General features: G+C 61.5%; 14 protein-coding genes and 1 riboswitch. Of the genes, 5 read left to right on the top strand and 9 right to left on the bottom strand.

Annotated features, from left to right (window positions below; translation table 11 throughout):
• Positions 1-18 precede the first annotated feature (18 nt).
• A riboswitch (TPP riboswitch) is annotated at positions 19-136 on the top strand.
• Between the two features lie 62 nt (positions 137-198).
• From thiC to msrA, 3 genes are all read left to right on the top strand, one after another.
• Positions 199-2,043, top strand: coding sequence for a phosphomethylpyrimidine synthase ThiC (gene thiC / locus ACOQOT_RS11785; protein ID WP_420559459.1), 1,845 nt, complete (start codon positions 199-201; stop codon positions 2,041-2,043).
• A gap of 240 nt (positions 2,044-2,283) precedes the next feature.
• The gene (locus tag ACOQOT_RS11780) at positions 2,284-2,967 is read left to right on the top strand and encodes a TetR/AcrR family transcriptional regulator (RefSeq protein ID WP_420559458.1); all 684 of its coding nucleotides are present in this window, start codon (positions 2,284-2,286) and stop codon (positions 2,965-2,967) included.
• A 100-nt stretch (positions 2,968-3,067) separates the two neighbouring features.
• Positions 3,068-3,721, top strand: a complete 654-nt coding sequence (gene msrA, locus ACOQOT_RS11775) for a peptide-methionine (S)-S-oxide reductase MsrA (RefSeq protein ID WP_420559457.1) — start codon at positions 3,068-3,070, stop codon at positions 3,719-3,721.
• Between the two features lie 67 nt (positions 3,722-3,788).
• Here msrA and ACOQOT_RS11770 read toward each other — a convergent pair whose 3' ends face one another.
• From ACOQOT_RS11770 to ACOQOT_RS11750, 5 genes are all read right to left on the bottom strand, one after another.
• Positions 3,789-3,998 carry a dodecin gene (locus ACOQOT_RS11770; protein WP_420559456.1) on the bottom strand — a complete coding sequence of 70 codons (210 nt, stop codon included), beginning with the start codon at positions 3,996-3,998 and terminating at the stop codon, positions 3,789-3,791.
• Between the two features lie 71 nt (positions 3,999-4,069).
• Positions 4,070-5,224, bottom strand: a complete 1,155-nt coding sequence (locus tag ACOQOT_RS11765; protein ID WP_420559455.1) for an AI-2E family transporter — start codon at positions 5,222-5,224, stop codon at positions 4,070-4,072.
• Positions 5,225-5,315: 91 nt separating this feature from the next.
• Positions 5,316-6,440: a bifunctional transcriptional activator/DNA repair enzyme AdaA gene (locus tag ACOQOT_RS11760; RefSeq protein ID WP_420559454.1), complete on the bottom strand. Its 1,125-nt coding sequence runs from the start codon at positions 6,438-6,440 to the stop codon at positions 5,316-5,318.
• A gap of 172 nt (positions 6,441-6,612) precedes the next feature.
• Positions 6,613-7,521 (bottom strand): RNA polymerase sigma factor RpoH, encoded by a 909-nt coding sequence (rpoH, locus tag ACOQOT_RS11755; RefSeq protein ID WP_420559453.1) that lies wholly within the window; start codon positions 7,519-7,521, stop codon positions 6,613-6,615.
• A gap of 166 nt (positions 7,522-7,687) precedes the next feature.
• Positions 7,688-8,761, bottom strand: coding sequence for an RluA family pseudouridine synthase (locus tag ACOQOT_RS11750; RefSeq protein WP_420559452.1), 1,074 nt, complete (start codon positions 8,759-8,761; stop codon positions 7,688-7,690).
• Here ACOQOT_RS11750 and ACOQOT_RS11745 point away from each other — a divergent pair.
• Both ACOQOT_RS11745 and ACOQOT_RS11740 read left to right on the top strand, forming a co-directional pair.
• Complete coding sequence (locus ACOQOT_RS11745; RefSeq protein WP_420559451.1) at positions 8,760-9,215, top strand: hypothetical protein; 456 nt, start codon at positions 8,760-8,762, stop codon at positions 9,213-9,215. The two genes, ACOQOT_RS11750 and ACOQOT_RS11745, sit on opposite strands and share 2 nt — an antisense overlap.
• A 616-nt stretch (positions 9,216-9,831) precedes the next feature.
• Positions 9,832-10,560 carry a DUF2189 domain-containing protein gene (locus ACOQOT_RS11740; RefSeq protein WP_420559450.1) on the top strand — a complete coding sequence of 243 codons (729 nt, stop codon included), beginning with the start codon at positions 9,832-9,834 and terminating at the stop codon, positions 10,558-10,560.
• Between the two features lie 8 nt (positions 10,561-10,568).
• Here ACOQOT_RS11740 and ccoS read toward each other — a convergent pair whose 3' ends face one another.
• The 4 genes from ccoS to ccoG are packed head-to-tail and all read right to left on the bottom strand — an operon-like array spanning position 10,569 to position 15,044.
• On the bottom strand, positions 10,569-10,742 hold the full coding sequence (gene ccoS / locus ACOQOT_RS11735) for a cbb3-type cytochrome oxidase assembly protein CcoS (protein ID WP_420559449.1): 174 nt from the start codon (positions 10,740-10,742) through the stop codon (positions 10,569-10,571).
• A 3-nt stretch (positions 10,743-10,745) separates the two neighbouring features.
• Positions 10,746-12,944, bottom strand: a complete 2,199-nt coding sequence (locus ACOQOT_RS11730; RefSeq protein ID WP_420559448.1) for a heavy metal translocating P-type ATPase — start codon at positions 12,942-12,944, stop codon at positions 10,746-10,748.
• A 4-nt stretch (positions 12,945-12,948) separates the two neighbouring features.
• Positions 12,949-13,509 carry a FixH family protein gene (locus ACOQOT_RS11725; protein WP_420559447.1) on the bottom strand — a complete coding sequence of 187 codons (561 nt, stop codon included), beginning with the start codon at positions 13,507-13,509 and terminating at the stop codon, positions 12,949-12,951.
• Positions 13,506-15,044, bottom strand: coding sequence for a cytochrome c oxidase accessory protein CcoG (gene ccoG / locus ACOQOT_RS11720; protein ID WP_420559446.1), 1,539 nt, complete (start codon positions 15,042-15,044; stop codon positions 13,506-13,508). The genes ACOQOT_RS11725 and ccoG overlap by 4 nt, the downstream gene beginning before the upstream one ends.
• Positions 15,045-15,065: the final 21 nt, after the last annotated feature.

Raw genomic sequence — 15,065 nt, 5'->3', positions numbered from 1 at the left:
GGGGAGAGTCACACTGCCTCCCGTTCCGAGGGGTGTTTGCACAGGTAGACTGAACAGGCAGACTGAGATGGCCAAGGCCGAACCCTTCGAACCTGATCCGGGTCATACCGGCGAAGGGACGGAATACAAAGGTCGCCCCCGCTCGCTTTCCCGGATTTCCGAGTCACAGTTGTCTTTCAGGCACTCAGGAGATCCACGATGAACGTCCACGTCAAACCGCAAGTCACGACCGGCCCCCTGCCGGCCTCGCGCAAGGTCTATACCGGTGCGCCGGGCGCCGAAGAGCTGAAAGTTCCTTTCCGGGAAATTTCGCTGCATCCGAGCGCAAGTGAGCCGCCGGTGCGGGTCTATGACACGTCCGGTCCTTATTCCGACCCCGATGCGGTGATCGATCTTGAAAAGGGCCTGCCGCGCACGCGCACCGCATGGGTAAAGCGCCGCGGCAATGTGGAAGAATATGAAGGCCGGGACGTGCGCCCGGAGGATAATGGCAATGTCTCCGGCAAGCATCTGGCTGAGGCTTTTCCCATCCGCCACAGGCCGCTGCGCGGCACGGGGGAAGGGCCGCTCACCCAGTTCGAATTTGCCCGCGCCGGGATTATCACCGAAGAAATGCGCTATATCGCGGCGCGCGAAAATATGGGCCGGGCAGAGGCGCTGGAAAGCGCCGCGCATAGAGTGGCGGAAGGGGAAAGCTTCGGCGCCAATATCCCCGAATTCATCACGCCGGAATTCGTGCGCGATGAAGTGGCGGCGGGCCGCGCCATCATTCCGGCGAATATCAATCACCCCGAGCTCGAGCCGATGATCATCGGGCGCAATTTCCTGGTGAAGATCAACGCCAATATCGGTAATTCCGCCGTGACTTCTTCGGTTGCCGAAGAAGTGGACAAGATGGTCTGGGCGACGCGCTGGGGCGCGGACAATGTCATGGACCTTTCCACGGGCCGCAACATCCACAACACGCGCGAATGGATCATCCGCAATTCGCCGGTGCCGATCGGCACGGTGCCGATCTATCAGGCGCTGGAAAAAGTGGACGGTGTGGCCGAGGACCTGACCTGGGAGATTTACCGGGACACGCTGATCGAGCAGGCCGAGCAGGGGGTGGATTATTTCACCATCCATGCGGGCGTGCGGCTGCCTTATGTGCCGATGACGGCAAAGCGTGTGACGGGCATCGTCTCGCGCGGGGGCTCGATCATGGCCAAATGGTGCCTTGCCCATCACAAGGAAAGCTTCCTTTACGAGCACTTTGAAGACATTTGCGACATCATGCGCGCTTATGACGTCTCCTTCTCGCTCGGCGACGGGCTGCGCCCCGGCTCCATTGCCGATGCCAATGACGAGGCGCAATTTGCCGAGCTCGAAACGCTGGGCGAGCTGACGCAGATCGCCTGGCGCAAGGGCTGCCAGGTGATGATCGAAGGGCCGGGCCATGTGCCCATGCACAAGATCAAGGTCAATATGGACAAGCAGCTGAAGGAATGCGGCGGCGCGCCCTTCTATACGCTCGGCCCGCTCACGACAGACATTGCGCCGGGCTATGACCACATCACCTCCGGCATCGGGGCGGCGATGATCGGCTGGTTCGGCTGCGCCATGCTTTGCTATGTGACGCCGAAAGAACATCTCGGCCTGCCCAACAGAGACGATGTGAAAGAGGGCGTGATCACTTACAAGATCGCGGCTCATGCAGCGGATCTCGCCAAGGGGCACCCGGCGGCGCAGATGCGCGATGATGCGCTTTCACGGGCGCGTTTCGAGTTCCGCTGGGAAGATCAGTTCAATCTGGCGCTCGATCCGGAGCGGGCGAAGGAGTTCCACGATCAGACCCTGCCGAAGGAAGCCCATAAGGTGGCGCATTTTTGCTCCATGTGCGGGCCGAAATTCTGTTCCATGAAGATCACGCAGGAAGTGCGCGAATATGCCGAAAGCGGTATGGCCGATATGGCAAGCGAGTTCCGCAATTCCGGCTCGAAACTTTACATGGAAGAAGGCGATGTGGCGGCGCTGAAGCGCAGCAACAAAGCGCTGGGCTGACCGGACCCCGCGTTTGCCTTACGATCTGACGGCTGTCTGGAAAAATCTGGACAGCCGTCAAGTTTTTTGTGAGTCTTTGTCATATTTATCCCCGTCATGCTCGGGCTTGACCCGAGCATCCATCTAGCGGTTCGGTGCGCTGAGGCGCTGCATGGACCCTCGGGTCAAGCCCGAGGGTGACGATGAAGGAAAGGAAGGCCGGCACCGGCCTTCCGCACAATAACAAGAAGAACCCAAGCGATGACGCTCGAGGAACAGCATAAAGAGGACACGCAAAAGCGCCGCCCGGGCCGGCCGGCCAAGGGCGATGAGGCGATCTCGCGCGAGGAGCTTCTGGAAGCCGCGCTTAAAGCCTTTGCCGAGCGGGGCTATGAGGGGGTGTCGGTGCGCGAGCTGACCCGGCAATGGGATGTCAGCCACAATCTCATTCACCATCATTTCGGCTCCAAGGAAGGGCTTTGGAAAGCTGCCGTCGATCATGCGGTGCGCAAGCTGCCCGAAGGCATCAACGATCTTCTTTCGCCGGACGCGCCGGAGGGTGAGGAGATCGAGCGCATTCACGAGGCAAGCTACCGCATTGCGCTGATGGCGGCGACGCACCCGGATTATTTCAAGGTGCTGATGGACGAGTCCTCGCAAGGGGGGCCGCGTTTCGATTACATCTACGAAAATTACATGAAGGCGACGACGGAAACGGTGCAGACCTTTTTCGAGCGGGCCCATGCGCGCGGGGAAGCGCGGGCCATGCCGCCCGGTGTCGGCCATATCATTCTTTTGGGCGCCATCGGCACGCCCTTTACCATGCGCGCGCTCGCCGAGCGGCTGGTGATGGAGGGCAACCGCCGCCCGCCCACCGTGGAAGAAGGCGCCCGCGCCGTTGCCGATATTCTGGTTTACGGGGTGGTGCAGCCCAAGGCGGAGTAAGGGCGTCCATCATTTCGCCGTGAAGCCATTTCCGTTTGCGCGCCTGCGCCCTACATTAGGCACGAGAGACGATATTGCCCTCGAAAATGGGAGGCCTGCCATGCTGTTCCGCAAGAAATCCGAAATGCCGAGCGCCGAGAGCGCGCTGCCGGGCCGGGAAATGCCGATCCCGACGGCGCAGAGCCATTTCGTGTCCGGCCGTCCGCTGAAAGGGCCGTTCCCGGAAGGCATGGAGCAGGTGATTTTCGGCCTTGGCTGTTTCTGGGGCGCGGAGCGTAAGTTCTGGGAGTTGGACGGCGTTTGGGTCACGGCAGTCGGTTATGCGGCGGGCTTTACGCCCAATGCCACTTATGAGGAAGTGTGCAGCGGGCGCACCGGGCACAATGAAGTCGTGCTGGTGGTTTATGACCCCAAAGTTGTGTCTTTCGACACGCTGCTCAAGACGTTCTGGGAATCTCACGACCCGACGCAGGGCATGCGCCAGGGCAATGACGTGGGCACACAGTACCGCTCCGGCATTTATGTAACCTCGCCCGCGCAGCGCGAGGCGGCGGAGGCGAGCAAGCGGGCTTACGAAAAGGCCTTGAGCGGACAAGGTTTCCCGCCGATCACGACGGAGATCAAGGATGCGCCCGAATTTTACTATGCCGAAGATTATCACCAGCAATATCTTGCCAAGAACCCGCATGGCTATTGCGGGCTGGGCGGCACGGGGGTGAGCTGCCCGATCGGCACCGGCATCGCAGCGGATTGAGCCTTGCGCCTTTAAAAGACAAAACGCCCCGGCAGGACCGGGGCGTTTTTTGTTGAAGGCTTGGCGCTTATTTCGGTTCGTAGCGGAAGCCCACTTTGATCATGATCTGGAAATGCGCGACCTTGCCGTTTTCGATATGGCCGCGCTGATCCGTCACCTCGAACCATTCGAGGTTCTTGATCGATTTGGCCGCCGTTTCCACGGCCTGGTTGATCGCATCGTCGATGCTTTTGGTGGAAGAACCGACAATCTCGCTGGTGCCGTAAACGTGACTCATGGGAAGTCTCCTTTCGGTCTTGTTCTTCTCTTCCTCATGAACGTCCCCGCGCGCCGCCCGTTCCTTGCGTCTTAGTCAGGGAGCGGCCGGGTTTTGCGTTCTTCCGCGGCGATGAAGACGGAAAATTTCTGCAGCCGGTCGAGATGCGAGAATGTCGCCTTGATGATGACGAGAATGGGCACGGCGAGCACCGCGCCGATGACGCCCCACATCCAGCCCCAAAAGACGATGGAGAGAAACACCATCGCCGCGTTGATCGTATGGCGCCTGCCGATGACGGTGGGCAGAACGAGCTGCGATTCAATGAGATTGCAGAGGAAATAGAAAGCGGGCGGCAAAAGCGCCAAGGCCGGGTCGGACATGGTCAGGAGCCCGGCAATGCCCGTCAGCGCCATGCCGATGGCCGGCCCCAGATAGGGGATGTAATTGAGGATCATGCCGGCTGCGCCCCAGAGCACGGGGTTGGGCAGGCCGATGGCCCACATGCAAAGGCCAATGGCGATGCCGAGGCAGATATTGATCAGCGTGACGGAGACGAGATAGCCGGAAATTTCCCGCTCGATATCGCGGATGATGCGCCGGGCCTTTTCTTTATCGGAAATGCGCGGCGCAAGGCGCACGATCCTGTCGCGCATGAGGTGCGTTGTCGCCAGCACAAAATAGAGAAAGACGAAGAAGATCAGAAGCGAGGTGCCGGTTTCGCCGATCAATGTGAGCGCGCGGTTGGCAAGGCTTGCCTCTTGGACAACGACTTCCTGGTTCCCCGCTTTCCCGTTGCCATTGGCGAAACTGCCTGCCGCCTCGCGCATCTTTTCGGAGGCCGCGCGCATTTCTTCCATCGGCACCGTGATCTCGCGGGTGCGTTCTCGGAACTCTTCAATGGCGCTCGGGATGCGCTCGGCCCATTCGCTGACCGGGTCGGCCAGAAGATAAAGCCCGCCGCCGCAAAGCCCGAGCAGCGAAAAGACGATGATGGCGGCGGCTGCCGGATCGGGCAGATATTTCAGCGGGGAAAGGCGCAGGAGCGGGGTAAAGAGAAACGAGACGACAATGGCGGTGAAGACCGGGGCGATCAGCGCCTGGGCAAGATAAAGCGTATAAAAGAGCGCCAGAATGGAAAGGAAGCTGAGCGCGGTGCCGGGCAGCATCAATCCGCCAAGGGCGATCCTTCCCGCCCCCGCTGCGCCATTGGCGCCGGGGCTGTTGCTCGTATCATTGTCCGGCACGGTCCGCGTTCCGCTCTAAAGAGAAGTCCTTGCAGAAGAACGCAGAGGCGGGAGGCAGGTTCCCCTTTTGCAAAGCGGGGGAAGGCGGGGGTCAGGTTTCCGAAGGCGAGTCTTTTTCCAGATCGAGCAGCTTTTCCTTGCGCTCCGGCCCCCAGTGATAGCCGCCGATACCGCCCGATTTCGGCAAGATGCGGTGGCAGGGAATGGCGAGCGCGACGGGGTTCATGGCGCAGGCGCGGGCAACGGCGCGCTGGCTTTGGGGCAGGCCGATGGCGGCTGCAATCTCGCCATAAGTTGCCGTTTTTCCGGCGGGCACGGCGCGGAGCGCCGCCCAGACTTTCGCCTGAAAAGCAGTGGCCTTGATGTCGAGCGGCAGCTCTGGCCAGGCTTCGAGCCCTTCCGCATAGCGGGTAAGAGCATCCGCCCAGGTTTCAAGGGCGCGGGCGTCCGCTTCGCCTTTCTTTGCCGTTTTATCCGCGTTCAAAAGCGCGGCGTTGGAGAATTCCTCGGCAAGGCTTGCGGCAAGTTTCTTTTCGCTTTCGCCGAAGCGCACGGTGCAGAGCCCTTTCGCGGTGCCTGCAATCAGCAAGGGCCCAAGCGCGGTTCTACGGCAGGTCCAGAAGATCGTCTGCCCTTCACCCTTCTTGCCGTAATCGGCCGGGCGCATGCCGAGCGCGGCGGATTCTTTTTCATAAAAGCGGCTGGAGGAGCCGTATCCGGCTTCATAAATGGCGCGGGTGACGGAGTGTCCGGCGCGGGAGGCCTTGCGGAAGCGCTCGAGTTTCATGGCGCCGGCATATTGTTTCGGCGTCACGCCCAGGGTTTTGCGGAAGAGCTTTTGCGCATGGCCTTCGGAAAGTCCGGCGGCTTTTGCAAGGGCGCCGAGAGAGGGCGTTTCTTCGGCTTCCTCGAAAAGCGCGCACATGGCGCGGACTTTTTCCCAGCTTCCTTCGTCGGCGAAGGGCGCGCGCGGTTTGCAGCGCAGGCAGGCGCGCAGGCCCGCTTTTTCGGCAGCGGCGGGCGTGGGGAAGAAGCGAATATTTTCCAGCTTTGGCGTGCGGGCCGGGCAGGAGGGTTTGCAGTAAATGCCGGTGGTGAGGACGCCGGTATAGAAAAGCCCGTCATAGCGCTCGTCGCGCTGCTCGATGGCGCGGTAGAAAAGCTGGCGGACGTTCTCATCGTCCGATGCGTGCCCGGCTTTTTCAGCCTGCCGCATCTCTGCCTTTCTCAGTTCTCCTTTGGCGCCGTGCATCTGTCTCTCCCGCGGGGGGCTTGCCCCTTTCCATTATGAGCCTAAGCGGGGACAAGAAAAAACCGGAACCGGCGCTCAAACACTCCGGTTCCGGTTTTCAATGTTCCGGCGGGTGAAAAGCCCGGATATTCGCGGGTTATTCGGCGCGGGCTGCCTCACGCTGGGCCTGCACCTGTTCCTTCATGGAATCGCGCATGGCCTTTTGCAGCTTTTCGAAGGCTCGGACCTCGATCTGGCGCACGCGCTCGCGGCTGATACCATATTCCTGGCTCAGTTCCTCGAGCGTTGCCGGTTCGTCCTTCAGCCGGCGCTCGGTGAGGATGTGCATTTCGCGCTCATTGAGGCTCTGCATTGCCATTTGCAGCATGGAGCGGCGCTGTTCCAGCTCCTCATTGTCGCCGAGGCGCACTTCCTGGTCGGCTTCATCATCCACCAGCCAGTCCTGCCATTCGCCCGATTGTTCGCCGTCCTGGCGCAGGGGCGCGTTCAGCGAATTATCCGGGCCGGCAAGGCGCCGGTTCATGGAAATGACGTCGTCCGTTGTCACGCCCAGCCGGTCGGCAATGGTCGTCACGGTTTCCGGGTTCAGGTCGCCTTCCTCGAAGGCTTTGAGCTGGCCCTTCATTTTGCGCAGATTGAAGAACAGCTTCTTCTGTGCCGCCGTGGTGCCGATTTTCACCAGCGACCAGGAGCGCAGGATATATTCCTGAATGGAGGCGCGGATCCACCACATGGCATAGGTGGACAGGCGGAAGCCTTTTTCCGGATCGAAGCGCTTGACCGCCTGCATAAGGCCGACATTGCCCTCCGAGATCACCTCGGCGGTGGGCAGGCCATAGCCGCGATAGCCCATGGCGATTTTCGCCACGAGGCGCAAATGGCTCGTGACCAGCTTATGCGCGGCCTCGGAATCGTCATGCTCCTTCCAGCGTTTGGCGAGCATGTATTCTTCCTGCGGCTCGAGCATGGGAAATTTGCGGATCTCCTGCAAATAGCGGGAGAGCGAGCCTTCGGGCGTCAGCGATGGAATCGATTTCGTCGCCATGGAGCCCCCTCATTTGGCTGGTCGTTAAAGCGCCGCCGCCCCAGTTAGGGCAACAGAGCCGATTGGCGTCAGGCCTATATAAGCAGCCTGCCACCGGATAAAAGGGTTCTTGTTCATAATTCTAAAGCAATTCTAAACTGGCTTAAAGAGGCTTGGCGCCGCAGCGTTAGGTTTGCCTTAAAGCGGCCTCCAGCGCCGCAAGATCGGCGGGAAGCGGGCTTTCGAAGAGCAGTTGCTCACCCGTTACCGGGTGTTCAAAGCCCAGTTCACAGGCGTGCAGGGCCTGGCGGCCCAAGGCGGCCAGGCAGGCCTGGGCGTCCGGGCTGAGCTTGACCTTGCGGGTGGCATGGCTGCCGCCATAGATGGGATCGCCGAGCAGCGGGTGGCCCTTATGGGTCAAATGCACGCGGATCTGGTGGGTGCGGCCGGTCTCCAGGCGGCAGATGAGGCGGCTCGCCAGCGCTTCCGGCTCGCCATAGGCTTCGCTCACCTGAAAATGCGTAATCGCCTCGCGCCCGTCCTTGCGCACGGCCATTTTGCGCCGGTTCTGGGCGGAGCGGCCGAGGGGGGCGTCGATTGTGCCGCGGAAGGAGCCGGGCTTGCCCCAGACGAAGGCGATATAGGCGCGTGAGAGGCGCCCGTCGCGCCCATGGGCGGCGAATTGGGCTTGCAGGGCCTTGAGCGCCCCTTCCGTCTTGGCAACGACGAGGAGGCCGCTCGTGTCCTTGTCGATGCGGTGGACGATGCCGGGGCGTATTTCCCCGCCGATGCCGGTGAAGCCGTCCGGGCAATGGGCAAGCAGCGCATTGACCAGCGTCATATCCGGATTGCCGGGGGCGGGATGGACGACGAGCCCGGCAGGCTTGTCGATGACGATGAGCGTGTCGTCCTCAAAAACGATGTTGAGCGGGATGTCCTGGGCTTGCGGCTCGGCGGGGGCGGGCGGCGGCAGGGTGATGGCGAAGGCCGCGCCCGGCTTTACCTTGGCCGAAGGCTCAATTGCGATGCCGCCCGGCTTACCTGCCGCTTCCACGACCTGGCCCGTCTCGATAAGCACGCGCATGCGCGCGCGGCTCGGTGGCTCGGGCAGATGCGCCAGCTTGTCCGTCAAAAACTTGTCGAGCCGGACGCCCTTGTCGTCTTCTTCCGCATGGACGGTTATGGTGGTGCCGCCTGATGCGGCATCAGGCGCGGGCGGGGCAGAAGAAGAACCGGGTGAAGAATCGTGAGAGGACATCATGCCTGACAATATCCCTGAAGGGAGTGAGATGGAAACGAATGAAATAGAAGGCGCGGGAGACGCAGAGGCGGGCCGCTCGGCGCTTTCCACACGGCAGATGGTGCAGCTTGCCATCGTGATTGCCATGGGGCTGGTGCTGCTGCTCGGGTTTGTTTTCGTCGTCATTGTTATGGCGCTGCGCGCCTCCAAAACCGATGGGGAAGACCCGCGCGGCCTTGCCCGTGAAGATGCAGGTGAGATCGCGGCGCCGCGCGCCGACGAGGGACCAGGAGAAGAGGCAGGCCCGGATGGCCGCATTCATCTGAAAGCCGGGGAGCGGCTTCTCTCGCTTGGCGGGGATGAGGAACGGCTGGTGCTTTATCTTCATACCGATAAGGGTGAGGAAATTCGCGTGGTCGATGCGAAGACCGGCGCCGTGGTCCGTCAGATCGAAGTGATCCGGGGCACGCGCTGAGCGCCGCGCGATTCGACTTGATCTGGGACGGGAAAGAGAACGCGCATTCTTGCAGGCAGTATTTGGCGTTCAGGCAAAAAGAAACCGCCTGCGCGGGGGGAGGAGGAGGAGAGCGCAGGCGGTTCTTTTTTCGAAGCCCTTAGCCAGGGAGGAGGTTGGCTGCCGGGCTTGGTGAGTTTGTTATCGGGCATTTCTGACATCCTGTCAATTCCAATTTTTTGCATTGCAGCACATTGTTTAATTCTTTAAGCGCTAGTTAATGCTTTGTAACTGCAAGGGTTTTCCCGTTTTCCGCGATGTGACGCAGGGTCAAGTTGTGCGCTGCTTCGCGCTGCGCCCAAATGACGCAAGCAAAATTGGCGGGAAACTGCGGCGGCTTTTTGGGCGATTCCAGGACGAGGCCTCCGGCGCATCTGCTCAGTCTTTATTCGGGCGGCATACGCGGCGGGATTGCCGGGCGCATTTTCCCCGCTATGCTCATGGCGGGTGGTCGTGAAACAGCCTTAAGACAGGCTGGTTTTGCGCGGGAGGAACGAGCGTGAGCATGGTGATGGGACAGGCTGGGGGACAGACGGGGAGTCAGGCAGGCGAAGGGACATCCGGGACACCGCTTTCAATGGATTCGCCCTGGCGGTGGCTGGCGCTTGGCTGGCGCGATATGTGGGCGGTGCCGGGCATTAGCCTGACTTACGGCCTGGTCTTTTTCGGTGTTTCCGTTGCCATCGTGGCCGGTCTGGCGGTGCTCAGCTGGAGCGCCGTGGCGCTTGCCATGGCGGCGGGGTTCATGCTGGTCGGCCCGATGCTGGCCGTCGGGCTTTATGAAGCAAGCCGCCGGCTCGAGGCAGGTGAGCCGCTGCATTTGCGCGATATCTTTTTCGTCGCCACGAAATCACCCTCACAGCTTGCTTTGCTGGGCGGTGCGCTGATGCTGGTGCTGCTCATCTGGATGCGCCTTGCCACGCTGCTCTTTGCGCTCTTTTTCGGCGGGGAAGGCTTTCCGCCACTTTCCAATTTCCTGCAAACGCTGTTCTTCACCAGCCACGGGCTCGGTCTGATGGTTATGGGGACGGCGGTCGGTGCAGTGCTCGCCGCTTTCGCTTTTGCCATCTCGGCGATTTCCGTTCCCATGCTGATGGAGCGGGACATGGATGCGGTGAGCGCCATGGGGCAAAGCGCGCTTGCCGTGCTGCGCCATCCCAAAGAGCTTCTGCTCTGGGCCTGGGTCATTGCGGTCATCATGGCGGCGGGTCTTGCCACGTTGCTGGTGGGGATGATTGTCGCTTTCCCGCTGATCGGCCATGCGACCTGGCATGCCTACCGGGACATCACCGCGCAGACGAACTAGCGGCGTTTTTATTTCTCTTTCGGCTCTTCGGGCGCCTCTTCGTTTTCATCTTCGAAGAGAATGCGTTCGGCTGCGCCGTCAAGATCGTCATATTGCCCGGCCTTGAGCGACCAGAGAAAGGCGACAAGCCCCAGAAGGCCGAGGCCAAGAGCGATGGGGATGAGGAAGAGCAGCGCTTCCATGGCTCAGCGTTCCTGAAAGCGGGTGAGATTGAGCCGGAGCGCGTTGCCGATCACCGAAAGCGAGGAGGCGGACATCGCCACGGCGGCAATGAGCGGCGTCACGAAGCCCATCACGGCGAGCGGAATGGCAACCGCGTTGTAAGCGAAGGAAAGGCCGAAATTCTGCAACACGAGGCGGCGGGAAATGCCCGCAATGCGCACCGCCTCGAGAACCGGGGCAAGTTTCTGGCCCTGGAAAATGAAATCTGCCGCCGTTTGGGAAATATCGGCGGCGCTGGCCGGCGACATGGAAACGTAAGCGGCTTTCAGGCAGGGCGCATCGTTCAGCCCGTCTCCGATCATCAGCACGCGTTTGCCGTCCGCTTCCGCCGCCTTCAGCGCCGCGATCTTTTGCTGCGGTGTGCATTCACCCTGCCAGTCGGTGATGGCAAGGCGCTTGGCGGTGGCGGCGACGATTGCTTCCCTGTCGCCGGAGAGCAGCGTGACGGGCAGGCCGCGCGCCTGCAGCGCATGGATAATTGCCTCCGCGTCGGGGCGCAAACGGTCGGTGAAGAGAAAGCGGCAAGGCGCGCCGTGGCCGGAGAGCCAGAACTCGGAAGCATTTGTGCCATGTGCGGGCTCGGGATTTTCCGCTTCGGCCAGGCCTTCGAGCGCGAAGGCTTTTTTGCCGAGGCGGATTTCCTGCCCCCGCCAAGTGGCTGAGAGGCCAAGACCGGGGTGCTCTTTCAGATCGCTGATCTCTGCCAGCGGCATGCCAGCGGCAGCGCGGGTCATGGCTTCGGAGAGCGGATGCTTGGAGCGGGCGGCAAGCGCGCCGGCGAGCGACAGGTCTGCGTCCAGAATTTCTTCGCGGTTACAAAGCTCGGGTTTGCCTTCGGTCAGCGTGCCGGTTTTGTCGAAAAACACCGTGTCGATATCGGCGAGTTTTTCCAGCCCGTCGGAGGATTTGACGAGAATACCGCGCTGAAGAAGGCGGCCCGTCGCCACGACCTGCACGATGGGCACGGCAAGGGCAAGGGCGCAGGGGCAGGTGATGATGAGCACGGCGACGGCGTTGAGAAGGCCCGTCTGCCAGCCCGCGCCGAGCGCCAGCCAGAGAAGCAGCGTGGCGGCGGCGAGCGCATGGACGGCAGGCGCGTAATAGCGCGAGACCCGGTCGGCAAGGCGGACATAGCCCGCGCGGCCCTGTTCGGCCGCTTCCATCAGACGCACGATTTCGGCGAGCAGCGTTTCATCGTTGCGCGCGGTCACGCGCACGGTAAGCGCAGCGCCGAGGTTCATCGTGCCTGCGAAGACCTTCGTGCCGGGAGCCGCGGTTTCCGGCACGGTTTCGCCGGTGACGAGTGATTTGTCGATATCGCTCACGCCTTCCAGCACCACCCCGTCGGCGGGAAGGCGCATGCCGCTTGCCACGGAAATTTTCATCCCCGGATCGAGCCTGTCCACGGGAACGGCGCTGATGGTGCCGTCCGGCATGATGACGTTGGCGGCAACGGCCCGGAGCGCCAAAAGGTTTTGCGCCACCGAGCAGGCTTTGCTGCGCGCCTTTACATCGAGATAGCGCCCGATCAGCAGGAAGAAGAGCAGGCTGACGCTCGCATCGAAATAGGCGTGCTCGGCATGGGTGATGGTTTGAACGAGGCTCATGCCCGCCGAAAGAATGACGGCGAGGGAAATCGGCACATCCATATTGGTGTGCCCGGCTTTCAAGGCCCGGAAGGCGGATTTGAAAAAGGGTTGGCCTGCATAGGCGACGGCGGGAAGGGCGATCAGCGCCGATATCCAATGAAAGAGCGCGCGCGTTTCCACTTCCATGTCGCTGACAAGCCCGGACCAGACGGAAACGGAAAGCAGCATGACATTGGCGGCGGCAAAGCCGGCAACGCCTGTGGCGCGCAAAAGATCGCGGCCCTGTTCCTCATCGAGCGCGCCCATGATTTGCGGGTCATAGGGGACGGCCTCGAAGCCAAGCTCGCTCAGCTTTTCGGTGATGGGAGGAATATGCGCGCGGCGCTGCCAGCGCACGGCAACGCGCTTGGTGGACAGATTGGCGCGTACATAGGTGATGCCGTCGAGCGTGCCGAGACCTTTTTCGATCTTGTTCATGCAGCCGGCGCAATGCATGCCGTCGACGATCAGGTCGAGCTCGGCCTCGTCTTCTCCGTGGGGGCGCACATAATGATCGGCAAGGGCCTGAGCCATGGCGTTACTGCGCTTTCGCCTCGTCCGTACCGGCGGGAGATGTACCGTCCGCCGTCAGGAATACTCTTTTTTCTTCGGCATATAGAAGCTCGCCTTGCCGGCGGGCCGAAACGTCGAGCAGCCAATTGCCGGCGGCGGGCAGGGTCAGAACAGCTTTATACGTCCCGGGAAAGGTTTCAACCGCTGAAAGCGCCCGGTCTTTGCCTTCGGATACCGGGCGGCGGAGCACCAGCGAGAAGTCGAGCCCGGTAAGCGGCGCGCCCTCCTTATCCTTCATTGCGAAAAGCAATGTCGTGTCGAGAGCGGGAGTGACGTTATGGCTGACATCGAGCGTCCAGCCGCGTTCTTCCTGCGCTTTGGCGGCGGCCAGCACATCGTTATAGGCGCGGCCCTTGCGGTAGGCGTTTTGCGTTTCCACCCCGTCGAAGGTGGAAAGAGCGTAGTAGGACATGATGATGTTGGCGCCGATCACGACGAAGAAGAAGGCGCCGAGATAGAGCAGAAATTTGCGGCCTGTGAGGACGCCTGCCCAGGTGGCCGGTTTGAAATCCGGATGCTGGCTCATTTTTGCGGTCCTCTGAACACCGTGTCGTTTTCTACCATTTCGCCCGTGCGCAGGTTCTCCACGGTGAAGGCGAAATCCGCCTCGCCGTCATCGAGCCGGCCAAGCGCTTCCACCGGCAGGATGACATACATTTTGATGGATTCCAGGCTGTCGGCCGCTGCCGGCACGATCTGCGCGCCCTGGGTGTCGCGGCCTTGCACGGTCAAAACGCCTTCGGGCAGACCTTCGATGGCGACGCGGAAGTCGGCTGCCTCGTGGTCCATGTTCAGGATCTTGACCTGATAACCGTTGCGGATACTGCCGTCGGACAGCTTGACGAAGAGCGGGTTACGGTCGCGCAGCACGTTCACCTCGAGCTGCGCGCGGGTGGCGAAGGTGTTGATCATGATGGCGCTAACAAGCAGGAGCAGGCCGGAATAGATGACGGTGCGCGGGCGGATGAGGCGCACTTTTTCTTTCGTGCCGAGACGGCGGGCTTCCTTATTGGCCGGCGTGTCGTAACCGATCAGGTTCCGCGGACGCTCCACCTTGTCCATGATTTCGTTGCAGGCATCGATGCAGAGCGCGCATTGAATGCATTCCAGCTGCATGCCGTCGCGGATGTCGATGCCCATGGGGCAGGCCGCAACGCATTGGCCGCAATCGATGCAGTCCCCGCGCCCGTCCCAACTCGTGCCTTTTTTGTGGGGTCCGCGCGGCTCGCCCCGGTCGGGCTTATAGGAGACCAGCAGGGAATCATCGTCGAACATGGCGCCCTGAATGCGCGGCCAGGGGCACATATAGGTGCAGACCTGTTCGCGGGCGATGCCGCCCAAAAGATAAGTCGTGCCGGTGAAAAGGCCGATAAAGATATAAGCGATGAGCGGCGCATCGAGCGTGACGAGATCGCTTGCAAGCGCCGGCGCATCGGCGAAATAGAAAACCCAGGCCCCGCCCGTAGCAATGGCGATCAGAAGCCAGACGATGTGCTTGCCGGTCTTGCGGGCAAGTTTGCCCGCCGACCAGGGGCTCTTGTCGAGACGGATACGGGCCGCGCGCTCCCCCTCGAAGAGACGTTCCACATAGATGAAGAGGTCCGTCCACACCGTTTGCGGGCAGGTATACCCGCACCAGACGCGCCCGGCGAGGGAGGTGACGAGGAAGAGGAGCAGCGATGCCAGAATGAGCAGGCCCGTCAGGTAATAGATCTCCTGCGGCCAAATTTCGATGAAGAAGAAATAAAAGCGCCGGGCGGGCAGATCGAGCAGCACCGCCTGATCGGGCGCATTCGGGCCCCGGTCCCAGCGCAGCCAGGGGGTGATGTAGTAGATGGCGAGCGTGATGGCCATAACGGCCCATTTCAGCCGCCGGAAAGTGCCGTGCACGAGCTTGGGATAGACTTTGACGCGGCTGGCGAAAAGGGGCCGGTTCTGTTCTGCGTTGACCGCCGTGATCGTTTCGCCGTCCTTGCCGTGGGCGGCGTCAAAATCAGCGGCCTGGCGGGCAAGGCCAGCCAGTTTGTCGGCAGGAGAAGCACTCAAGACATCGCTCGCCATATAACTCTCCGGGAGGCAAGA

Origin of the sequence: Tepidicaulis sp. (genome assembly GCF_965222285.1) — a bacterium.
Classification (GTDB): Bacteria; Pseudomonadota; Alphaproteobacteria; order Parvibaculales; family Parvibaculaceae; genus Tepidicaulis.
The sequence above is the reverse complement of the archived record's forward strand: the minus strand, read 5'-3'. Positions and strand labels throughout refer to the sequence as shown.